We start from the raw sequence: 21,885 nt of genomic DNA, 5'->3' as shown, positions 1-21,885 counted from the left end.
CGGAGCGGCCCGGGGACGGCGCCGGGTCAGTCGTCCCCGAACCGGCCCCCGCCGTCGAACAGGACGTCCACCGCCAGCGAGGCGACGGCGACCACCAGCAGCAGGGCGACCGCCAGCGCGACCGCGACCCGGGTGGGGTGCAGCCGGTCGGTGGCCGGGCGGCACAGCGAGCTCCGCAGCTGCTCCACCGCCAGCAGCCCCAGGGTCGCCCACCCCGGCGCGGTGATGTCCTCGGCCACCGCGGGGAGGTCCGCGGTCAGCGGGGCGAGCTCTGCCCGGTGCACCGCGGCGAAGGCGGCCGCCATCCGGTCGCTGCACTCGTCGGGGGTGAGCAGGCCGCGGCCGACCGCGTCCTGCAGCTCCTGCACGGTGGTCAGCCGCTCCTCGTCCGAGGCGCGCAGCCGCGGCTCGCTCGGGGGTCCGGACGGCGCCGGGCTGCTCTCGTCGGCGATGGTGGTCATGGACTGCTCCTCCCGGTGGTGGGACGCGGTGAGGCGGGCAGTCTGCACCCGCTCCCTGTGAGCGGCGACACCCCCGCGGACAGGGAGCTCCCTGCCGGCGTCCAGCCGGCCGGGAGGACCGTCGTCGACCGTGGGGGCCTGTCCACTCCGCGACGACTGTCGCTGCGCACCCGCCTGCTGTGGGCCTTCCTCGTGCCGCTGGTCGTCGTCCTCGCCGTCGTGGGGGCGGGTGCCACGGCGGCGCTGCGCAGCGAGCTCATCGGTCAGGTCGACGCCCGGCTGGCCGCGGCGGTCGACCGCTCCACCCGGGCCGACGAGGCGCCGGGGGGCGACGTCGGTGACGGCGTCGGGCCGGACTTCCTGCTCGCCCCCGGTCAGGGGGACGGGACCCTCGGGGCGCGGGTGGCGGACGGCGTCGTCACCGAGGCCGCGGTCATCGGCGCCCGGGGCCAGCGCGAGGAGCTGACCGCCCGCCAGGCGGACGCCCTCGCCGGCGTCGTCGCCGACGGCGCGCCGCGCACCGTCGACCTCGGCGCGCTGGGGGCCTACCGGCTGGTCGCCACGCCGGCCGGCGACGGCGAGGTCATCGTCACCGGCCTGCCGCTCGCGTCGGTCCGGACCGCGCTGCTCCGCGTCGTCGCGGTCGAGGTCGCCGCCGGGCTGCTCGGGCTGCTGGCCGCGGGCGGCGCCGCCGCGCTGGTCATCGGGCGGACCCTGCGCCCCCTGCAGCGGGTGGCGGTCACCGCCGACCGGGTGGCGGAGGTGCCGCTGTCCAGCGGGGAGGTCCGGCTGGCCGAGCGCGTCCCGGCGGCCGAGACCGACCGGCACACCGAGGTGGGCCGCGTCGGCGCCGCCCTCAACCGGCTGCTCGACCACGTCGAGACCTCGATGGCGGCCCGGCAGGCGTCGGAGACCCGGCTGCGCCAGTTCGTCGCCGACGCCAGCCACGAGCTGCGCACCCCGGTCACCTCCATCCGCGGGTACACCGAGCTGGTGCGCCGGCGCGGCGGGCTCCCCGACGACGCCGACTCGTCCCTGCGCCGGGTCGAGGCCGAGGCGCTGCGGATGTCCGGCCTGGTCGACGACCTCCTCCTGCTGGCCCGCCTCGACGCCGGCCGGGAACTGGTCCCCGGCACCGTCGACCTCACCGCGCTGGTCATGGACGTGGTCAGCGACGCGCACGCCGCCGGCCCCTCGCACCGCTGGCGGGTGGACCTGCCCAGCGCCGCCGTGCTCGTCCCCGGCGACGGCGCCCGGCTGCACCAGGTGCTGGCCAACCTGCTGGCCAACATCCGGACGCACACGCCCGAGGGGACGACGGCGACCACCCGGCTGCGCGTCGACGACGGCCGGGCCGTGGTCGAGGTGGCCGACGACGGCCCCGGCATCCCCGCCGACCTGCTCGGCGAGGTCTTCGAGCGCTTCGCCCGGGCGGACTCCTCGCGGTCCCGGCGCAACGGCAGCACCGGCCTGGGGCTGGCCATCGTGCAGGCGGTCGTGTCCGGCCACGACGGCACCGTCGGCGTCGCCAGCGCGCCCGGCCGGACGGTCGTCACCGTGCGGCTGCCCGGCGCCACCGTCGCCGAGCCCGACGCCGAACCGGAGCCCGACGACACCGGGAGCGGCAACCGCGCTGCCACACCGGCGCGGGCCGGGGGCCCTTGATCGGTCCCCGCCCCGCGGGCAGGCTGTGACTCACACCACAGACCTGGAACGCGCCGGGAGGCCGCCGTGCAAGCACGAGTCGGGGACAGGATCGTCGTCCACTCCACCCACCAGGGAGAGCCGGAACGGACCGGGCAGGTGCTCGAGGTCCGCGGGGAGGGAGGTGCTCCGCCCTACGTCGTCCGCTGGGAGTCCGACGGGCACACCGGGACCTTCTTCCCGGGTGGCTCGTGCACCGTCCTCCCCGAGCCGGCGAACGGCTGAGGCGGCGGCGTGCCCAAGGACAACGGGCCGGCGCCCGCGCCGCGACCGGCCGACAAAGTCCGCAACGTGGCCCTGGTGGGCCACGCGGGCGCAGGCAAGACCACCCTCGCCGAGGCGCTGCTGGTCGCCGCCGGGGCGCTGCCCCGCGCCGGCCGCGTCGAGGACGGCACCACGTGCCTGGACAGCGAGGAGGTGGAGGTCCGCCAGCAGCGGTCGGTGTCGCTGGGCGTGGCCACCGTCGAGTACGCCGATCACCGGCTGACGCTCCTGGACACCCCGGGGTCGCCGGACTTCGTGGGTGAGCTGCGCGCCGGGCTGCGCGCCGCCGACGCCGCCCTCTTCGTCGTCTCCGCCGTCAACGGCGTCGACGCCACGACCGTGCAGCTCTGGGAGGAGTGCGCCGCCGTCGGCATGCCGCGCGCCGTCGTCATCACCCAGCTGGACCGCCCGCGCGCCGACGTCGACGACGCGGTGCGGGCCTGCCGCACCATGCTCGGGGAGGGGGTCTTCCCGCTGCACCTGCTGCAGCGGGGTGCCGATGGCGGCGTGACCGGGCTGGTCTCCCTGCTGGAGCCGCACGTGGAGCTGCCCGAGAGCGACCGCCTCCGCGCCGAGCTCATCGAGGGGATCATCGCCGAGAGCGAGGACGAGACCCTCATGGACCGCTACCTCGGCGGCGAGGAGCTGGCCGTCGCGGACCTGGTCTCGGACCTGGAGACCGCGGTGGCCCGCGGCCACTTCCACCCCATCCTGTGCGCCGCACCGCTCACCGGCGTCGGCGTCCCCGAACTGCTCGACCTGCTCGTCTCCGCGTTCCCGAGCCCCCTGGAGCACGGCTGCCCGCCGGACACCCGGCCCGACGGCAAGCCCGCGCCCGCGCTGTCCTGCGACCCCGACGGCCCGCTCGTGGCCGAGGTGGTCAAGACGACCACCGACCCCTACCTCGGCCGGGTCTCCCTGGTGCGGGTCTTCTCCGGCACCCTGCGCCCCGACACCCCGATCCACGTCTCCGGGCACGGCATGGCCGACCGGGGTCACCCCGACCACGACGTCGACGAGCGGATCGGGGCGGTGTCCTCGCCGCTGGGCTCGACGCTGCGCACGGTGGCCGCCTGCCCGGCCGGCGACATCTGCGCCGTCGCCCGGCTCACCTCCGCCGAGACCGGCGACACCCTGTCCTCGACGGAGGACCCGCGCCTGGTCCCGCCCTGGGACCTGCCCACTCCCCAGCTGCCGGTCGCGCTGGAGGCGGCGTCCCGGTCGGACGAGGACCGGCTGGCCACCGCGCTGACCCGGCTGGTCGCCGAGGACCCGACGGTGCGGCTGGAGCGCCGGCCGGACACCGGGCAGCTGCTGCTGTGGTGCGTGGGCGAGGCGCATGCCGAGGTGCTGCTGGAGCGGCTGCGGGTCCGGCACGGGGTGACCGTGGCGACCGTGCCGGTCCGGGTGCCGATGGTCGAGACCCTCGCCGGGCCGGCCCGGGTCACCGGGCGGCACGTCAAGCAGTCCGGCGGGCACGGCCAGTACGCGATCGTCGTGGTCGAGGCCGAGCCCGGGCCGCCGGGGTCGGGCGTCGTCTTCCAGCAGAAGATCGTCGGCGGCACGGTGCCCAGCCAGTTCCACGGCAGCGTGGAGAAGGGCATCCGCACGCAGGCCGAGCGCGGCGTCACCGGCGACCGGCCGATCGTCGACGTCCACCTCACCCTCGTCGACGGCAAGGCGCACTCCGTGGACTCCTCCGACGCCGCCTTCCAGGCGGCCGGGGCCCTCGCGCTGCGGGAGGCCGTGGCCGCCGCCGGCACGCGGGTCCTCGAGCCGTGGTGCGAGGTCGAGGTGGGCGTGCCCGGCGACTACGTCGGCGCGGTCATGAGCGACCTGTCCGGCCGCCGCGCGCGGGTCACCGGCAGCGACGCCGACCCCGACCGTGACCGGACGACGGTCCGCGCCGAGGTGCCCGAGGTGGAGCTGCTCACCTACGCCGGGGCGCTGCGCTCGGTCTCCCACGGCACCGGCAGCTTCACCCGCCGGCCCCTGGGCTACGAACCGGCGCCGGCCTCGCTGGCCGCCGTCCCGGCATGACCGGCGGGCCGGGGCGGAGAGGCGGGCCGCCGCGCGCCCCCTGACCGCTCCCGGCCCCGCCCGGGCAGCGGGGCGGGGCCGGGAGCGGTGCCCGGTGCGCCGCCCGGGGGAGTGTCGGCCCGGGACACTAGCCTCGTGGGCGGTGTGCAGCGGGCTGGAGGTTTCGTGACGTCGTCCAACGGGCCGTCGGCGGCTGCCCGCGTCCGTCCCGCCGAGGGGACGGTCCCCGGCGAGCCGGTGCTCAGCGACCGCAACGCGCTGCCCGACCGCGTCTGGACGATCCCCAACGCGCTGTCGGTGCTCCGGCTGCTCGGCGTCCCGCTGTTCCTCTGGCTGCTGCTCGGACCCGAGGCCGACGGCTGGGCCGTCGTGGTGCTCATGGTCTCCGGCATCACCGACTGGGCCGACGGCAAGCTGGCCCGGGTGCTGGGGCAGTCCAGCCGGCTGGGCGCGCTGCTGGACCCGGCGGCCGACCGGCTCTACATCGTCGCCACCCTCATCGCCTTCGTGCTGCGCGACGTCGTCCCGCTGTGGGTGGTCGCCGTCCTGCTCGGCCGCGAGCTGGTGCTGGGCGTGGCCCTGCTGGTGCTCGGCCGGCACGGCTACCCGCCGCTGCAGGTGCACTACCTGGGCAAGGCGGCCACCTTCATCCTGCTGTACGCCTTCCCGCTGCTGCTCATCGCCGACGGCGAGGGCCCGCTGGTCGCCGTCGCGCAGCCGGTCGCCTGGGCGCTGACCATCTGGGGCGGGGTGCTCTACGTCCTCGCCGGGGTCCTCTACGTCGTCCAGGTGGTGGGCATCCTGCGCGCCGACCGCGCCGACCGCGCCGGGGCCGGGCCGTGACGAGCACCCTGCAGCGCGGCGGGGGGCCGCGCTCGATGGGCGCCTCACTGCTCGACCAGGTGCTGGCCGAGACCCTCGACCCGGCCTACGCGCGCGCCGCCGGAGCCCGCGCGGCGGCCGGCACGGTCGCGTCGCCGGCCCGCCGCCGGTGGGGGCAGGTGGCGGTCGCGGTGACCATGGCCGTGGCCGGGGTCCTCGCCGCCGTCACCTACGACCAGGCCGCCGGCGGGGAGCAGGGCCGCGAGGAGGTCCGGGCCGCGCTGGTCGCCGACATCCAGCTGGAGTCGGGGACCACCGACACCCTGGCCGCCGAGCTCGAGCAGCTGCGCGCCGACGTCACCGCCGCGCGGGACGACGCGCTGGCGGCCTCGGCCGTCGGCCTGCAGGCCCGCGCCGAGGTGGAGGCCGCGGAGCGGGCCGCCGCCGCCGTCCCGGTCAGCGGCCCCGGCCTGCTGGTCACCCTCGCCAACGCCGAGCCCGACGCCGACGCCGACCCGGTCGGCGGGGGAGGGGAGGAGGACCCCCGCGGGCGGGTCGCCGACGGGGACCTGCAGCTGGTGGTCAACGCCCTGTGGGCCGCCGGCGCCGAGGCGGTGTCGATCAACGGCCAGCGCCTGGGGCCGACGACGGCCATCCGGTTCGCCGGCGAGGCCGTGCTGGTCGACTTCCGGCCGGTCACCAACCCCTACCTGGTCAGCGCGATCGGCGACCCGGACACCCTGCGGTCGCGGTTCCTGGCCAGCTCCGAGGTCAACGCCCTCGCCCTGATCTCCGAGTCCTTCGGACTGCGTTTCGAGTTCGCCCAGGAGGACGAGCTGTCCCTTCCCGCCGGGAGTTCCATGGAGCTCCGATCCGCCGCACCGGTGTCCGAGGAGCCGGCCGCGCCGGCCCCCGACACCGTCCCGGGGGACTGACCCGTGATCCCGATCATCGGCCTGGCCGTCGGCGTCGCCCTCGGGCTGTTCTTCGACCCGAGCGTGCCGCTGTGGCTGCAGCCCTACCTGCCGATCGCCGTCGTCGCCGCGCTCGACGCGGTCTTCGGCGGGGCCCGGGCGCGGCTGGACGGCATCTTCGACGCGAAGGTGTTCGTCATCTCCTTCGTGTCCAACGTGGTCGTCGCGGCGCTCATCGTCTTCCTCGGCGACCAGCTCGGCGTGGGCGCGCAGCTGTCGACGGCGGTCGTCGTCGTGCTCGGCATCCGCATCTTCGGCAACGCCGCCGCCATCCGGCGGCACGTGTTCCGGGCATGAGCGGGGACGAGCGCCCGGTGCCGGGCACCGGCGAGCAGCCCGGGGAGCCCGTGACCGCGGCCGCCCCGGAGGCGGTGGAGGAGCCGGCGGCGGCCGCCGGGCCGGCGCCGGCCGAACCGACCCCCGAACCGACCCCCGAGGAGGCCCCGGCGGAGACCCCGGCGCCGCCGGCCACCGCCGCCCGGCGCCGGCGGGACCCGCGCGCCGCGCTGCTCGTCGGCGTGCTCACCCTGCTGCTCGGCTTCGCGTTCGCCGTCCAGGTCCGCACCACCGGCACCGAGGAGAGCCTGGCCGGGGCGCGGGAGGAGGACCTCGTCCAGATCCTCGACGAGCTCGACGCCCGCGAGGACCGGCTGCGCACCCAGATCGCCGAGCAGCGCGCCGAGCTGCGCGACCTCACCAGCTCCGACAGCCAGTCCGAGACGGCGCTGCAGGCGGCCCGGGACCGCGCCGAGGCGCTGGGCATCCTCAACGGCACCGTCGCCGCGGAGGGCCCGGGGCTGGTCATGACGGTCCTGGACCCGGAGGGCCGGGTGCGGGTGGCCGACCTCCTCGACGCCGTCCAGGAGCTGCGGGGGGCGGGCGCGGAGACCATGCAGATCGACGAGGTCCGCATCGGCGTCTCCTCGGCCGTCACCGGGGAGCCGGGCTCCCTGCGCATCGACGGGACACCGGTGAGCAGCCCCTACGAGATCGAGGTCATCGGGTCGCCGCAGGACCTGCAGACCGCGATGAACATCCCCGGCGGCGTGGTCGACCGGGTCGGCCGGCAGGGCGGCACCGTGCAGATCGTGCAGTCCGAGCGCGTCGTCGTCGACGCGTTGCGGCCGCTGGACGAGCCTCAATACGCTCAGCCCGAGCCCGGCGGCTGACCCGCCGGCCCCGCCCCCTCCCGACCCCCGACTGGAGACGACGCCGCATGTCCACGCCCGATGACCGCCGCTACACCGAGCAGCACGAGTGGGCCATGGTCCAGGGCGGTGAGGGCGCGGCGACCGTCGTCCGGGTGGGCATCACCGACCACGCCCAGGACGCCCTCGGCGACATCGTCTTCGTGCAGCTGCCCGAGGTCGGCGCCGAGGTGGTGCCCGGCAACCCGATCGGCGAGGTGGAGTCGACCAAGTCGGTCTCCGACGTGTACTCGCCGGTCGCGGGCGTGGTCGCCGCGGTGAACGAGGCGCTGACCGACGCCCCCGAGACCATCAACGCCGACCCCTACGGGGCCGGCTGGCTGGTCGAGATCAGCGTTCCCGGCGACGCCGGGGACCAGGTCCAGGGGCTGCTGGACGCCGCCGCCTACCAGGCCCTCGTCGACGCCACCTGACCCCGCTGGGGCCTCCCGGCGATCACTATGCTGACCTGGGGCGAGGCACCCCCGGCGCCCGCGCGGGCGCCGTCGGCCTCACCCTGGACACGCGGTTGACCCTCGGGTCGGCCGCTGGTTCCATGACCACGGCCCGCCGTGACCCACACGGCGACCGACCCGCGACGGACCACCCGGTCCGTCGTCCGCCGGCCGCCCGCGGCCACATCCCAGGTCCGCGGCGGTGCCACCCCTGCACCGGAGGAGACAGACGTGCACTGCACTCGCTGTGGCCACAACAACCCCGAGGGCAGTCGCTTCTGCGCGCAGTGCGGCGCGGCGCTGTCCCAGGAGCGCATCGGCGAGTCCACCAGCGTCATCCCCAAGGTGGGCGGCGAGGACTCCGCCGAGACCCCCGAGGTGACCGAGACCGAGGCGCACGCCGGCGCGGTGGAGTCCCTCCCGGCGGGCTCGGCGCTGCTCGTGGTCAAGCGCGGGCCCAACGCCGGCAGCCGCTTCCTGCTCGACCAGGACGTGACCACCGCCGGCCGGCACCCCGACAGCGACATCTTCCTCGACGACGTCACCGTCAGCCGCCGGCACGTGGAGTTCCACCGCGAGGGCGGCGGCTTCTCGGTGCACGACGTCGGCAGCCTCAACGGCACCTACGTCAACCGGGAGCCGGTGGACGTCGCGACGCTGGCCGGGGGCGACGAGGTGCAGATCGGCAAGTTCCGTCTCGTGTACCTGACCGGTCCGCGCACGGGCGAGCCCGCTCCTCGCTCGTGAGGACCGCGGGCCGGGTGTCGTCTCCGGTGCCGTCGGCGGCGTGACCGCGGTGCCCTCGCGCGCGAGCGCGTTCGGGGACGCCGACGACCAGCACACCCCTCGCCTGACCATCGGCGAGGTGCTGACCGTCCTCCGCGACGACTTCCCCGACGTGACGATCAGCAAGATCCGCTACCTCGAGTCCGAGGACCTCGTCCACCCGCAGCGCACCGCGTCCGGGTACCGGAAGTTCTCCTCGGCCGACGTGGCCCGGCTGCGGTACGTGCTGGGCGCCCAGCGCGACCACTACCTGCCGCTCAAGGTCATCAAGGACCAGCTCGACGCGCTGGACCGGGGCGAGCCGCTGCCCGGGTCGCCGCCCGCGGCGGCGGAGCCGGCGCCGGCGGCCCCGGTGGGGGAGCCGGACGCCGGGACGCTGCCGCCCGAGCAGTTCGCCGCGGCGGCCGGGCTGGAGGGCGACCAGCTCGCCGTCTGCGTGCAGTTCGGCCTGCTGGCCCCCGACGCCGAGGGCCGGCACTCGGCGGCCGACCTGCCGATCGCCCGGGCCGCCGCCGGCCTGGCCCGGCACGGCATCGAGCCGCGGCACCTGCGGGTCTACCAGAACGGCGCCGAGCGGGAGGCCGGGCTGGTGGAGCAGCTGGTGGCGCCGGTGCTCCGGGCCCGGTCGGAGGAGGCGCGGACCCGCGCCACGGAGAAGCTGCGGGAGCTGGTCACCCTCTCCGCGCAGCTGCACGGCGCGTTGCTGGAGGCGCGCCTCCGGGATCTCCTGCGCCCCTGAGTCCGGCGTACCGTTGGTCCGTCGGGTTCCGTCGTTCAGGACCCGGCACGCCGACCCGTCCACCAGCCGCCAGAACCGATCCACCGCCCACCCGGGCCGCAGCTGAGGGAGCCCCACCGTGCAGGAACTCAGAGTCGTCGGGGTCCGGGTCGAGCTGCCCGGGAACCAGCCGATCCTGCTGCTCAAGGAGACGCAGGGCGAGCGGTACCTGCCCATCTGGATCGGCGCGGTCGAGGCCGCCGCGATCGCCTTCGAGCAGCAGGGGGTGCGGCCGGCCCGGCCGATGACCCACGACCTGCTGCGCGAGGTGGTGCGCGCCCTGGGGGCGACGCTGGAGGCGGTCAACATCACCGAGATGCGCGACGGCATCTACATCGCCGAGCTGGTGTTCGGGGACGACCGGGTGGTCAGCGCCCGGCCGTCGGACGCCGTCGCCCTCGCCGTCCGCACCGGGGCGCCCATCTTCGGGGCCGAGGACCTGCTCGACGAGGTCGGCATCGAGATCCCCGACGAGCAGGAGGACGAGGTCGAGAAGTTCCGCGAGTTCCTCGACCAGATCTCCCCGGAGGACTTCGGCGCCGGCTCCGGCTCCGGCGGGAACCCCTGAGCGGGCCGCCGTCCACCCGTGCTCCGGAAAAACGATCCCGTGTCGGCTCAACTCCGTCGCTGTACCTGCCGATACCCCTCGGAAGGATGAGTGCGGCGACACGCCGCCCCCCTCAGTTGACCGACCCCATGGCCCGGCTTACGGTCGGCGAACAACACCGGTGTGACACCTGGGACTCTCGTCGTGGGGCGCGTGCGCCGGGGTTCCCGCGGTGAGGTGCTGCGGGACGCAGAGGAGGACGCTGACGTGAGCGACCAGAGCAACGGCTCCCAGGGTCAGCTCTTCAGCGACGCCGCCGTGGGGGCACCGTCCTACGACGAGGTCGACACCGACCAGGTCGGGTACCGCGGCCCGACGGCGTGCAGCGCTGCCGGCATCACCTACCGCCAGCTGGACTACTGGGCCCGTACCGGCCTGGTCGCCCCGTCGGTGCGCAGCGCCACCGGGTCGGGCACGCAGCGGCTGTACTCCTTCCGCGACATCCTCGTGCTGAAGGTCGTCAAGCGGCTGCTGGACACCGGGGTCTCCCTGCAGAACATCCGCAAGGCCGTCGACCACCTGCGCAACCGCGGCATCAAGGACCTCGCCAACGTCACCCTGTTCTCCGACGGCGCCACGGTGTACGAGTGCACCTCCGCCGAGGAGGTCGTCGACCTGCTGGCCGGCGGGCAGGGCGTCTTCGGCATCGCCGTCTCCGGCGCGCTGCGCGAGCTCTCCGGTGAGCTCGCCGAGCTGCCGGCCGAGCGGATCGACGGCGGCACGCTGCACCCCGCCGACGACGAGCTCGCGATGCGCCGTCGCCGCCGCGCCGCCGTCTGAGCCCTCTCCACCCCTCGGGGGACTCTCCGGGCTCCCGGTCGTCACGACGCCTCGCTGGTAGCGTCGACGTAATGGCGGACCGTGCTCCTGAGCCCCTGCCCGCACTCTCCGCGCTGGACCCGTCGGGGTCCTTCGCGCACCGGCACATCGGCCCGCGCGCGGCCGAGACCGAGCAGATGCTCGCCGCGGTCGGCCACACCTCGCTGCAGTCACTGGTCGATGCGTGCGTGCCCGAGGGGGTCCACGACCGGGCGCCGCTCGACCTCCCCGCCGCCGCGGACGAGGCCACGGTGCTGCGGCTGTTGCGGGAGCGCGCCGAGGCCAACGACGTCTACACCTCGATGATCGGGCTCGGGTACTCCGGCACCGTCACCCCGGCGGTCATCCAGCGGACGGTCCTGGAGAACCCCGCCTGGTACACCGCCTACACCCCGTACCAGCCCGAGATCAGCCAGGGCCGGCTCGAGGCGCTGATCAACTTCCAGACGATGATCGCCGACCTGACCGGGCTGCCGGTGGCCGGCGCGTCGATGCTCGACGAGGCGACCGCGGCGGCCGAGGCGATGACCCTCGTCCGCCGGGCCGGGCGCGCGAAGGCCGACGCCGTCTTCGTCGTCGACGCGGACACGCTGCCGCAGACCCTCGCCGTCCTGGAGACCCGCGCCGAGCCGCTCGGCATCGGACTGCACGTCACCGACCTGTCCGGCGGCTGGCCCGCCGACCTGCCCGAGGCCGGCGCCTTCGGCGTCCTGCTGTCCTACCCGGGGGCCAGCGGAGCGGTCCGCGACCACCGGGCGCTGGCCGCCGCCGCGCACGAGGCGGGTGCGGCGGTCGTCGTCGCCGCCGACCTGCTGGCGCTGACCCTGCTGGAGGCGCCGGGGGAGTGGGGGGCCGACGTCGCCTGCGGCAGCAGCCAGCGGTTCGGCGTCCCCCTGGGCTACGGCGGCCCGCACGCCGGGTACCTGTCGGTGCGCGAGGGCCTGGCCCGCCAGCTGCCGGGCCGGCTGGTCGGCGTCTCGGTGGACGCCGACGGCGACGTCGCCTACCGGCTGGCGCTGCAGACCCGCGAGCAGCACATCCGCCGGGAGAAGGCGACCAGCAACATCTGCACCGCCCAGGTGCTGCTCGCCGTGATGGCCGGCGCGTACGCCGTCTACCACGGCGCCGAGGGGCTGACCGCGATCGCGGCCCGCGTGCACCGCAGCGCGCAGGCCCTGGCCGGATGGCTGCGGGCCGGCGGCGTGGACGTCGTCCACGACCGGTTCTTCGACACCGTGCTCGCCTCGGTGCCCGGCCGGGCCGCCGACGTGGTGGCCGCCGCGGCGCAGCGGCGGATCAACCTGCGGCTGGTGGACGCCGACACCGTCGGTGTCGCCTGCGACGAGACGACGACGCCCGGCACGCTGCGGGCGGTCGCGGCGGCCTTCGGCGTCCCGGCCGACGACGCGGCGCTCGACGGCGCCGGCGACGACGGAGCCCTGCCCCCGGAACTGCGCCGGCGCACGCCGTTCCTCACGCACCCGGTGTTCTCCGCGCACCGGTCGGAGACCGCCCTCATGCGCTACCTGCGGTCGCTGGCGGACAAGGACCTCGCGCTGGACCGCACGATGATCCCGCTGGGCTCCTGCACGATGAAGCTGAACTCCGCGGTGGAGATGGCCGCGATCACCTGGCCGGGCTTCGCCCATCTGCACCCGTTCGCCCCCGCCGAGCAGGCCCGCGGCTACCGGCGGCTGATCGACGAGCTGTGCACCGCGCTGGCCGAGATCACCGGCTACGCCGCGGTCAGCGTGCAGCCCAACGCCGGCTCCCAGGGCGAGTTCGCCGGCCTGCTGGCCATCCGGGGTTACCACCGCTCCCGCGGTGAGGCGCACCGCGACGTCTGCCTGATCCCGTCCTCGGCGCACGGCACCAACGCGGCGAGCGCGGTGATGGCCGGCATGCGCGTGGTGGTCGTGGCCTGCGACGAGGCCGGGAACGTCGACGTCGCCGACCTGCACGCCAAGACCGAGCAGCACGCCGACCGGCTGGCCGCGCTGATGATCACCTACCCGTCGACGCACGGGGTGTTCGAGGCCGCCATCGAGGAGATCTGCGCGGCGGTGCACGACGCCGGCGGTCAGGTCTACGTCGACGGCGCCAACCTCAACGCGATGGTCGGCGTGGCCCGGCCGGGCCGGTTCGGCTCCGACGTCAGCCACCTCAACCTGCACAAGACGTTCTGCATCCCGCACGGCGGCGGCGGGCCCGGCGTCGGTCCGATCGGCGTCCGCGAGCACCTCGTGCCGTTCCTCCCCGGGCACCCGGTGGTGGACACCGGCACGTCCGGGCCGGCGGTGTCGGCGGCGCCGTGGGGGTCGGCCGGGATCCTGCCGATCTCCTGGGCCTACCTCCGGCTGATGGGTCCCGACGGCCTGACGCGGGCCACCGAGCACGCCGTCCTCGCCGCCAACTACGTCGCCGCGCGGCTGCGCGAGCACTACCCGGTGCTCTACGCGGGCGCGAACGGGCTCGTCGCCCACGAGTGCATCCTCGACATCCGGCCGCTGACCAGAGCCACCGGGATCACGAACGACGACATCGCCAAGCGGCTGGTCGACTTCGGGTTCCACGCCCCGACGATGAGCTTCCCGGTCGCCGGGACGCTGATGGTCGAGCCGACCGAGAGCGAGGACAAGGCCGAGCTGGACCGGTTCGTCGACGCGCTGGTCGCCATCCGCGGCGAGATCGAGAAGGTGGCCACCGGCGGGTACGACCGGACCGACAACCCGCTGCGCAACGCCCCGCACACGCTGGCGATGGTGGCGGGGGAGTGGGGTCGGCCGTATCCGCGGGAGGTCGCGGTGTACCCGGTGCCCGGGCTGCGCGGCCGGGGGTACCTCAGCCCCGTGCGGCGCATCGACCAGGCCTACGGCGACCGCAACCTGGTGTGCTCCTGCCCGCCGCCGGAGGCGTTCGCCGAGCCGGAGCCGGCCCCCGGCGGGTCCGCCCGGCAGCCCGGCCGGGCCGAGGGGTCACCCGACGACCTCGGCACCGCGGCCGACGCCGTGCCGGCCGGCGCCCAGGCCTGACACCGCCGGACACCGTCCGGCGCCGGCCCTGCGGCCGGCGCCGGAACCGCCCGCGTCGGCGTGTGACGCAACCGTTATCCCCAACACTTCGGCACCTCGGTCGTGAGGAGCCACCGCCGTGACAGGTGAGGAACCGCCTCAGCGGCCGGCGAGCTCCGGCACCTGCCAGGCGCGGTGGTGGGCGACGACGCGGCCGTCGGGCAGCAGCTCGCCGTCGTCGTCGAACAGGACGACGCCGTTGCACAGCAGGCTCCAGCCCTGCTCGGGGTGGCTGGTGACCACGGCCGCGAGGTCGCGCAGGTCGCTGGCGGGGTCAGGGCAGGGGGTTACGTGAGAACACATCGGGATCTCTCCGATCGGCCCCGGTGCGGGGAATTTCACTGAGGGTGCGCGTCCGATCACGAACGCGTACCGAGTGTGCGCCACCCCGTGCGCGGTGTCAGGTGACGAAACTCACCACCTCACCCCATCGGGTCGTCATGGTTCGCCATGACCGACCCGCGCCCCGGCGCGTCAGATCTTGCGGACCAGGACCCGCCGCACCTGGTGGTCGGCGGCCTTCTGCAGCACCAGGCGGGCGCGCGAGCGAGTGGGTGCGATGTTGCTCCGCAGGTTGGGGCCGTTGACCGCCGCCCAGATGCCCAGCGCGGTCTCGCTGGCCTGGTCGTCGGTGAGGTCGGCGAAGCGGTGGAAGTACGCGCCGGTGTCCTGGAACGCCGTCCGGCGCAGCGCCAGGAACCGGTCGACGTACCACCGCCGGATGTCGGCCTCGGCGGCGTCGACGTAGACGGAGTAGTCGAAGAAGTCCGACAGGAACACCTCCGGCGCGCTGCCGTCGGCCCGGCGGCCGGCCTGCAGCACGTTGAGCCCCTCGAGCACGAGGATGTCGGGCCGGTCCACCAGCTGCCGGGCCCCCGGGACGACGTCGTAGGCCTGGTGGTCGTACAGCGGGGCGCTGACCTCCTCGCGCCCGGACTTCACGTCGGCCAGGAAGCGCACCAGGGCCCGCCGGTCGTAGGACTCCGGGAAGCCCTTGCGGCCCAGCAGCCCGCGGGCCTCCAGCGCCGCGTTGGGCAGCAGGAACCCGTCGGTGGTGACCAGGTCGACGCGGGGCGCACCCGGGCCGGCGGCGAGCAGTGTCTGCAGCAGCCGGGAGGTGGTGCTCTTCCCGACGGCGACGCTGCCGGCGACGGCGATGACGTAGGGCACCTTCTCGGTCGCGTCGCCGAGGAACTCGCTGCGCGCGGCCCACAGCCCGCGGCTGGCCTCCACGTGCAGGCGCAGCAGGCCGGCCAGCGGCAGGTAGACGGTGGCGACCTCGTCGAGGTCCATGGGGTCGCCGAGGGTGGTCAGCGCCCCCAGCTCGGCCTCGTCGAGGGGCAGCGCCGTCCCCGCGGCGAGCGCTCGCCACGAGTCGCGGTCGAAGACCGCGTAGGGCGAGACCTGGGGGCGTGTCCCTGCCGTCACGGTGCCCATCGTGCCGTCCGCCCGGCATGTCACCCGCCCGGGGGTCGCCGGCGGCCGACGGCCCGCCCCGCGGGCGCTCCCCGTCTAGGGTGCCGATGTGCCCACGTCGCCCGGGCTGCTCGAGTGCATCGAGCGGTACTTCGCCGCAGCAGCGCGGCCTGACGCCCGCATCGAGTCCGTCGGCGCGATCGACGTGCCGGTCGGCAGTCCGGCCTGGCCGTACCCGGCCCGCCCACGGCCCGGCGAGACGGTGACCGCCGCCGACGTACGCGCCGTGGCGGAGCGGCAGCGCGCGGCCGGCCTGCCGGTGGCCCTGGAGTGGATCGGCGAGTGCTCCCCGACGTCGTTCGCCGCGGTGCGGGCCGCCGGCCTGGCGGTGGACGAGCTGCCGCTGCTGGTCGCCGACGACCCCGTGGAGCTGCTCATGCCGTACGGGGTGCGGCTCTACCTCGTCGGCGCCGACGACCCCGAGCTGCCGCGCTACCTCGAGCTGGCCTCCATCGCCTTCGCCCACCCCGGCCCGCGCGCCGACGTCGGCGACGACTCGGTCGGCCCGGCGCCGGAGTCGCCGCGGACGGCGGTGCTGCGCGAGCGGATCGCCACCGGGCGCACGGTGATGATGGTGGCGGTGGAGGACGGCGAGCCGGTGGCGGTCGGCTCGCACACGCCGGTCGACGTCGAGGGGACCGAGGTCAGCGAGATCACCGGGGTGGCCACGCTGCCCCGGCTGCGCGGCCGCGGCCTGGGGGCGGGGCTGGCCTCTGCGCTGGCCGCGCACGCCCGGGAGACCGCCGACCTGGTGTTCCTGGTGGCCGGGGACGACGACGTCGCCCGCGTCTACGAGCGGGTGGGGTTCGCCCGCCTGGCGACGGTCGGCGTGGCCGACCTCCCCGACGCCTAGGGGCGCACCGGCGGCGGGATCGCCGCCACCGGTCCGGCCGCCGCGTCCAGCGCCGCCCGCGCCGCGGTCCAGCCCACCGACCGGGGCACCTCGCTGAGCAGCACGACGACCATCCCGTTCGTGATCGCGACCGAGTGCAGGTGCCGCCGGCCGCCCACGCAGCACATCCAGCCCTGCTTGACCGCCGGCGTCCCGGGCACGGTGCCGAGCAGGCCGAACCGCTGGTCGAAGCCGTCGGCCCCGGCCGGCGCCGGAGCGGCCATCCACCCGGTCAGCGTGGCGGCGTCGTCCGGATGGGCGACGACCGGCAGTGCGGCGAGGAACCGGGCGAGGTCGCGCGCCGTCGTCGTCGTCTCGCCCCACTGGCCGCGGACCCGCGGGGGAGCGGTGCCACCGAGGCCGTAGCGGGCGGCGACGTCCCGCACGAGCCCCTCGCCGTCGAAGCGGACCCACATCTGCGAGGCGGCCGGGTCGCTGGAGTGCGAGATCATCTCCTGCAGCGTGGCCAGGTCGCCGGGGGAGAGCGTCACCTGACCGGTGCGGGCCCGGTGCAGGATGCCCTCGGCGACGAACAGCTTGACCAGCGAGGCGGTCGGGAACACGCGGTCGGCCTGCCCGTTGTCCGCGCCGGCCGCCATCAGCCGGGTGGCGCGGGCCTCCACCGCCCGCGCGGTCAGCCCGGCCACCCGGCTGTGCTGCGGGGTGACGACGACCGCGACCGTGCCGGTGGGGCCGAAGGCGCTCGCCGCTGCCGCGACCGCCTCGCCGAGCGGCGGCCCGCTCGCCGCCGCCGTCCGTGCCGGCAGGACGGTCATGACCAGGGTGGCGAGGAGGGCGGCCGGGAGCGCCGCCGCGGCGCGGGCACGCCGGGGACGGAGTCGCTGCGACGCAACCGCCGGCACGGATCCATGGTGCTGCTGTTACCTGTGAGGAACTTCAGGCTTCAAGCACCGGCGGCGTGTCCCTCACCTGCAGTGATCACTCCTGCGTGTACGTGGCGACCAGTGTCGCCCGTCCGAGTGTGTGGCCGAACAGGTTGAACCCCAGGACGGCGGGCGTGGTGTCCGCCGTGACGTCGAGGGTCTCGGTGTCCACCGCGTGCACGGTGACGAAGTAGCGGTGCGGTCCGTGGCCGGCCGGGGGAGCGGCGCCGACGTACCCGGGGAAGCCGGCGTCGTTGCGCAGCTGCACCGCGCCCTCGGGGAGCCCCGAGCCGGCCTGGTCGCCGGCGCCGCTGGGCAGCTCGGTCACCGACGCCGGGATGTTGGCCACCGCCCAGTGCCAGAAGCCGCTCTGGGTGGGGGCGTCGGGGTCGTACACCGTGACGGCGAAGCTCCTGGTGCCCTCGGGGGCGCCCGACCACGACAGCTGCGGCGAGCGGTCCTCGCCACCGGCGCCCATGACCCCGCTGACGTGCGGCATCGCCAGCGGCCGGCCGTCGGCGCAGTCGGTGCTGGTCAGCTCGAACCCGGGCACCTGCGGCAGGAAGTCGAACGGGTTCGGCGGCGTCGGACGGTCGGCCATGGCGGTCCTCTCCTCGGTCTCGGCGGGGCAGGGGGGCGTGCGGCCCCCAGCCGCACCCTAGGGCGGGCGGGCCCGGCCGTCGCATCGGTGATCAGCGCGTTCGCGGACCGGCGGGCGCCGCGCCGCGCCGGTACCGTCGCGACGTGCTCGGACTCCCGGACTCGATCCGCGCGTGCCTGTTCGACCTCGACGGCGTCCTCACGCGGACGGCGACCGTGCACTTCGCGGCCTGGAAGCGCACCTTCGACGAGTTCCTGCACCGGCGGGACCCGCAGGCGCCGGCGTTCACCCAGGACGACTACAACCGCCACGTCGACGGCAAACCCCGGCTGGACGGCGTGCGCGACTTCCTGGCCAGCCGCGGCATCACCCTCCCCGAGGGGCAGGGCGGCGACGCGGCCGACGCGGAGACCGTCCACGGCGTGGGGCTGCGCAAGAACGAGCTGGTGCTCGCCGAGCTGGCCGAGCACGGCGTCGAGGTCTACCCGGGGTCGGTGCGGTACGTGCGGGCGGCGAAGGAGGCGGGCCTGGCCACCGCCGTCGTGACCGCGTCGGCCAACGGGCGGCAGGTGATCGAGGCCGGCGGGTTCGCCGACTGCATCGACACCCGGGTGGACGGCGTCGTCGCGGGGGAGGAGGGGCTGCGCGGCAAGCCCGCCCCCGACACCTTCCTCGCCGGGGCCCGCGCGCTCGGGGTGGAGCCGGCCGCGGCGGCGGTCTTCGAGGACGCCCTCGCCGGGGTGGCCGCCGGCCGGGCCGGGCAGTTCGGGTTCGTCGTCGGGGTCGACCGGGTCGGTCAGGCCGCCGCCCTGGCCGCGTCGGGCGCCGACGTCGTCGTCACCGACCTCGCCGAGCTGATGGGGGAGCGGCCATGACGGAGGGGCGGCCCACCTTCCCGGTCGAGCCGTGGTCGCTGACCGAGATCGGCCTGGACCACAAGTCGCTGGCCGTCCACGAGTCGGTGTTCGCGCTGGCCAACGGGCACATCGGGATGCGCGGGTCGTTCGAGGAGGGCGAGCCGGTCGTCGTCCCCGGGACCTACCTCAACGGCTTCTTCGAGGAGCGGCCGCTGCCCTACGCCGAGGCGGGCTACGGCTTCCCCGAGCAGGGGCAGACCGTCGTCAACGTGACCGACGGCAAGCTCATCCGGCTGCTGGTCGGGGACACCCCGCTCGACCTCGACTACGGCGAGATCGTCGAGCACCGCCGCAGCCTGGACCTGCGCCGCGGCCTGCTGCGCCGCACCACCGAGTGGCGCTCGCCGAACGGCCGCACGGTGATGGTCACCAGCACCCGGCTGGTGTCGCTGCGCCGGCGCTCCATCGCCGCCATCGAGTACACCGTCGAGTGCACCGACGGCCGCGGCGACCTGTACATCGCCCTCCAGTCCGACCTGCTGGCCAACGAGCCGGTCGACAGCGGCAGCGAGTCCGACGACCCGCGCGCGGCGGCGGCACTGGCCCGCCCGCTGGTCAACGAGATGGCCGTGGCCCGCGGGCAGCGCGCCGTCCTCGTGCACCGCACCAAGCGCAGCCGGCTGCGCATCGCCGCGGGCATGGACCACGTCATCGCCGTGCCCGACAGCTCGACGGAGGACATCGAGTCCGGCGAAGACCTGGCCCGCTTCACCCTCGCGGCCCGGCTGCCGCAGGGGTCGTCGGTGCGGATGGTGAAGTACCTGGCCTACGGGTGGTCGTCGCGGCGCTCGGCGGCCGCGCTGCGCGACCAGGTGGAGGGTGCGCTGGCGACGGCGAAGCTGGCCGGGTTCGAGCGGCTGGTGCGCGAGCAGCGCGAGGTCCTCGACGCGCACTGGCAGCACGCCGACGTCGAGATCGAGGGCGACGACGAGCTGCAGCAGGCCGTGCGGGTCGGCGTCTTCCACGTCCTGCAGGCCGGCCTGCGCGCCGAGCGGCAGCCGATCCCGGCCAAGGGGCTGACCGGTCCGGGCTACGACGGGCACACCTTCTGGGACACCGAGACCTACGTGCTGCCGGTGCTCACCTACATCGCGCCCGAGGCCGCTCGCGACGCGCTGCGCTGGCGGCACTCCACGCTCGAGCTGGCCCGCGAGCGGGCGGGGGTGCTGGGGCTGCGGGGGGCGGCGTTCCCGTGGCGGACCATCCGGGGCGAGGAGACGTCGGGCTACTGGCCGGCCGGGACGGCGGCCTTCCACATCAACGCCGACATCGCCGACGCCGTCGTCCGCTACCACAACGCCACGCTGGACGAGGAGTTCGACCGCGACCACGGCGCCGAGCTGCTCATCGAGACCGCCCGGCTGTGGGCGTCGCTGGGGCACTTCGACGAGGAGGACGGGTTCCGCATCGACGGGGTGACCGGCCCCGACGAGTACACCGCGGTCGTGGACAACAACGTCTACACCAACCTCATGGCGCAGCGGAACCTGCGCGAGGCGGCGGCGGCGGTGGAGCGCCAGCCCGAGGTCGCCGGCCGGCTGGACGTGTCCGAGGAGGAAGTCGCGGTCTGGCAGAAGGCGGCCCGGCTGATGCGGGTGCCCTACGACGCCCGGCTGGGCGTGCACATGCAGTCCGACGCGTTCACCCACCACCAGGAGTGGGACTTCGCCGGCACCCCGCCGGAGTGCTACCCGCTGCTGCTGCACTACCCGTACTACGACATCTACCGCAAGCAGGTGGTCAAGCAGGCCGACCTGGTCATGGCCCTGCACCTGCGCGGGGACGCCTTCACCCACGAGGAGAAGGTCGCCGACTTCGCCTACTACGAGGCCCGGACGGTGCGGGACTCCTCGCTGTCGGCGACCCAGCAGGCGGTGGTGGCCGCCGAGACCGGCCACCTGGAGCTGGCCTACGACTACTGGGGCGAGGCCAGCCTCACCGACCTGCAGAACCTGCACGGCAACTCCGGCCACGGCCTGCACATCGCCTCGATGGCCGGCGGGTGGACCGTCGCCGTCGCCGGGTTCGGCGGGCTGCGCGACCACGGCGGGCGGCTGCAGTTCTCCCCGCGGCTGCCCGACCGGATCTCCCGGCTGAAGTTCCGGCTGAACTACCAGGGGCGGTGCCTGGTCGTGACGGTGACGTCGACCGAGGCCACCTACCGGCTGGCGGAGGGCGAGCCGCTCGACGTCCACCACCACGGCCGGCGGCTCACCGTCGACGAGAACGAGGTCACCGCCGAGATCCCGCCGGCGCCGCCGGTGGAGAAGGTCCACCAGCCCGACGGCGCGGCACCCCGGCGGCGCGGCCGGGGCTGAGTCAGCCGAGCAGCCACCAGCCGCCGAGCAGCAGGGCGCCGACGTCCACGAGCAGGAAGAACGCCACCCACAGCACCGCCGGGAGGTGGGTGAGCCGGGCCAGCTGGTCGGCGTCGGACTGCGGTGCCGCCTGCCGGCGCCGGGAGCGGTGCAGCCCGACGACGTCGCGGGGTGCGGCGAGCAGGAGGAACCAGGTGCCCGCGGCGGCGAAGGCGGCCTGGCCGTCCGGCGGCAGCCACTCGGTCACCGCGAACACCACCGTGGCGGTGACCAGGACCATCCACAGGCCGAACCAGTTGCGGATCTGCACGAGCAGGAGGGCGAGCAGCGCCAGCAGCGCCCAGAGCATCAGGACGGCGTGCCCGGCGGCGAGCAGCGCCGCGGCACCGAGGCCGAACAGCGCCGGTCCGGTGTAGCCCGCGGCGCAGGTCAGGACCATGCCCAGGCCGGAGGGACGGCCCGCCGACACGGTCAGCCCGGAGCTGTCCGAGTGCAGCCGGATGCCCGACAGCCGCCGCCCGGCGGCCAGCGCGACCAGGCCGTGGGCGCCCTCGTGGGCGATCGTCACGACCGTGCTCGCCCGCCGCCACAGCGAGGCGGAGAAGACGACGACCGCGGCGACCGCCAGGGCGCCCAGGAGCACCGGCATCGGCAGCTCCGGCACCGGCGTGGTGACCCGGGTCCAGAACCCGTCGACGGCGTCCACGCCCCCGAGTCAACCGCACCTCCCTGGGAGGACCGCGGACCTCGAGCCCGGCCGAGCCGAGGCCGGTCGAGCGCGGCCAGAACTCCGTCGACCGGCCGGCCGCCGGCCTGACACCATCCCCCC

The 21,885-nt window shown here is 75.4% G+C and carries 22 protein-coding genes; 16 read left to right on the top strand and 6 right to left on the bottom strand.

What is annotated here, in order from left to right:
* Positions 1–26: 26 nt before the first annotated feature.
* Positions 27–461 carry a DUF1707 SHOCT-like domain-containing protein gene (locus MY520_RS15190; RefSeq protein ID WP_436693119.1) on the bottom strand — a complete coding sequence of 145 codons (435 nt, stop codon included), beginning with the start codon at positions 459–461 and terminating at the stop codon, positions 27–29.
* A gap of 57 nt (positions 462–518) precedes the next feature.
* Here MY520_RS15190 and MY520_RS15185 point away from each other — a divergent pair, with 57 nt between their 5' ends.
* The 13 genes from MY520_RS15185 (at position 519) to gcvP (ending at position 13,929) form a co-directional block, all read left to right on the top strand.
* On the top strand, positions 519–2,126 hold the full coding sequence (locus MY520_RS15185) for a sensor histidine kinase (protein ID WP_436693117.1): 1,608 nt from the start codon (positions 519–521) through the stop codon (positions 2,124–2,126).
* Between the two features lie 66 nt (positions 2,127–2,192).
* A complete protein-coding gene (locus MY520_RS15180) occupies positions 2,193–2,390 on the top strand; it encodes a DUF1918 domain-containing protein (protein ID WP_436693115.1) in 198 nt (65 codons plus the stop codon).
* Between the two features lie 9 nt (positions 2,391–2,399).
* Positions 2,400–4,469: an elongation factor G-like protein EF-G2 gene (locus MY520_RS15175; protein ID WP_436693113.1), complete on the top strand. Its 2,070-nt coding sequence runs from the start codon at positions 2,400–2,402 to the stop codon at positions 4,467–4,469.
* 165 nt (positions 4,470–4,634) lie between these two features.
* On the top strand, positions 4,635–5,312 hold the full coding sequence (locus MY520_RS15170; RefSeq protein ID WP_436693111.1) for a CDP-alcohol phosphatidyltransferase family protein: 678 nt from the start codon (positions 4,635–4,637) through the stop codon (positions 5,310–5,312).
* Positions 5,309–6,226 carry a DUF881 domain-containing protein gene (locus MY520_RS15165; protein WP_436693109.1) on the top strand — a complete coding sequence of 306 codons (918 nt, stop codon included), beginning with the start codon at positions 5,309–5,311 and terminating at the stop codon, positions 6,224–6,226. The genes MY520_RS15170 and MY520_RS15165 overlap by 4 nt, the downstream gene beginning before the upstream one ends.
* Before the next feature lie 3 nt (positions 6,227–6,229).
* Positions 6,230–6,562, top strand: a complete 333-nt coding sequence (locus tag MY520_RS15160; protein WP_436693108.1) for a small basic family protein — start codon at positions 6,230–6,232, stop codon at positions 6,560–6,562.
* Positions 6,559–7,434 carry a DUF881 domain-containing protein gene (locus tag MY520_RS15155; RefSeq protein ID WP_436693106.1) on the top strand — a complete coding sequence of 292 codons (876 nt, stop codon included), beginning with the start codon at positions 6,559–6,561 and terminating at the stop codon, positions 7,432–7,434. The genes MY520_RS15160 and MY520_RS15155 overlap by 4 nt, the downstream gene beginning before the upstream one ends.
* Before the next feature lie 47 nt (positions 7,435–7,481).
* Positions 7,482–7,886, top strand: a complete 405-nt coding sequence (gene gcvH, locus MY520_RS15150) for a glycine cleavage system protein GcvH (protein WP_436693105.1) — start codon at positions 7,482–7,484, stop codon at positions 7,884–7,886.
* A gap of 252 nt (positions 7,887–8,138) precedes the next feature.
* A complete protein-coding gene (odhI, locus tag MY520_RS15145) occupies positions 8,139–8,654 on the top strand; it encodes an oxoglutarate dehydrogenase inhibitor Odhl (protein WP_436693103.1) in 516 nt (171 codons plus the stop codon).
* A 40-nt stretch (positions 8,655–8,694) separates the two neighbouring features.
* On the top strand, positions 8,695–9,432 hold the full coding sequence (gene ftsR, locus MY520_RS15140; RefSeq protein ID WP_436693101.1) for a transcriptional regulator FtsR: 738 nt from the start codon (positions 8,695–8,697) through the stop codon (positions 9,430–9,432).
* Between the two features lie 118 nt (positions 9,433–9,550).
* Complete coding sequence (locus tag MY520_RS15135) at positions 9,551–10,039, top strand: bifunctional nuclease family protein (RefSeq protein ID WP_436693099.1); 489 nt, start codon at positions 9,551–9,553, stop codon at positions 10,037–10,039.
* Positions 10,040–10,285: 246 nt separating this feature from the next.
* Positions 10,286–10,858, top strand: coding sequence for a MerR family transcriptional regulator (locus MY520_RS15130; protein ID WP_436693097.1), 573 nt, complete (start codon positions 10,286–10,288; stop codon positions 10,856–10,858).
* A gap of 71 nt (positions 10,859–10,929) precedes the next feature.
* The gene (gene gcvP / locus MY520_RS15125; RefSeq protein ID WP_436693095.1) at positions 10,930–13,929 is read left to right on the top strand and encodes an aminomethyl-transferring glycine dehydrogenase; all 3,000 of its coding nucleotides are present in this window, start codon (positions 10,930–10,932) and stop codon (positions 13,927–13,929) included.
* A gap of 138 nt (positions 13,930–14,067) precedes the next feature.
* On the opposite strand, the gene MY520_RS15120 is transcribed toward gcvP, so the two are convergent.
* Both MY520_RS15120 and coaA read right to left on the bottom strand, forming a co-directional pair.
* Positions 14,068–14,271 (bottom strand): DUF5999 family protein, encoded by a 204-nt coding sequence (locus MY520_RS15120; RefSeq protein WP_436693093.1) that lies wholly within the window; start codon positions 14,269–14,271, stop codon positions 14,068–14,070.
* Between the two features lie 171 nt (positions 14,272–14,442).
* Positions 14,443–15,405 (bottom strand): type I pantothenate kinase, encoded by a 963-nt coding sequence (gene coaA / locus MY520_RS15115; RefSeq protein WP_436693091.1) that lies wholly within the window; start codon positions 15,403–15,405, stop codon positions 14,443–14,445.
* Between the two features lie 88 nt (positions 15,406–15,493).
* Between coaA and MY520_RS15110 the strand changes: the two genes are divergently transcribed.
* On the top strand, positions 15,494–16,297 hold the full coding sequence (locus MY520_RS15110; RefSeq protein WP_436693089.1) for a GNAT family N-acetyltransferase: 804 nt from the start codon (positions 15,494–15,496) through the stop codon (positions 16,295–16,297).
* Here MY520_RS15110 and MY520_RS15105 read toward each other — a convergent pair.
* Both MY520_RS15105 and MY520_RS15100 read right to left on the bottom strand, forming a co-directional pair.
* Positions 16,294–17,199 carry an LppW family protein gene (locus MY520_RS15105; RefSeq protein WP_436693088.1) on the bottom strand — a complete coding sequence of 302 codons (906 nt, stop codon included), beginning with the start codon at positions 17,197–17,199 and terminating at the stop codon, positions 16,294–16,296. The genes MY520_RS15110 and MY520_RS15105 overlap by 4 nt on opposite strands.
* Positions 17,200–17,275: 76 nt before the next feature.
* Positions 17,276–17,821 (bottom strand): YbhB/YbcL family Raf kinase inhibitor-like protein, encoded by a 546-nt coding sequence (locus MY520_RS15100; protein ID WP_436693086.1) that lies wholly within the window; start codon positions 17,819–17,821, stop codon positions 17,276–17,278.
* Between the two features lie 143 nt (positions 17,822–17,964).
* Here MY520_RS15100 and MY520_RS15095 point away from each other — a divergent pair, with 143 nt between their 5' ends.
* Together MY520_RS15095 and MY520_RS15090 are read left to right on the top strand one after the other, a co-directional pair.
* Positions 17,965–18,696, top strand: a complete 732-nt coding sequence (locus MY520_RS15095; protein ID WP_436693084.1) for an HAD family hydrolase — start codon at positions 17,965–17,967, stop codon at positions 18,694–18,696.
* Positions 18,693–21,056, top strand: a complete 2,364-nt coding sequence (locus MY520_RS15090; protein WP_436693082.1) for a glycoside hydrolase family 65 protein — start codon at positions 18,693–18,695, stop codon at positions 21,054–21,056. The genes MY520_RS15095 and MY520_RS15090 overlap by 4 nt, the downstream gene beginning before the upstream one ends.
* Before the next feature lies 1 nt (position 21,057).
* On the opposite strand, the gene MY520_RS15085 is transcribed toward MY520_RS15090, so the two are convergent.
* Entirely contained in the window at positions 21,058–21,762 is a 705-nt protein-coding gene (locus tag MY520_RS15085) for a M50 family metallopeptidase (RefSeq protein ID WP_436693080.1), read from the bottom strand.
* Positions 21,763–21,885: the final 123 nt, after the last annotated feature.

It is taken from the genome of Geodermatophilus sp. CPCC 205506 (genome assembly GCF_051383635.1).
Classification (GTDB): Bacteria; Actinomycetota; Actinomycetes; order Mycobacteriales; family Geodermatophilaceae; genus Geodermatophilus.
This window is presented reverse-complemented; position numbering and strand designations above follow the sequence as displayed.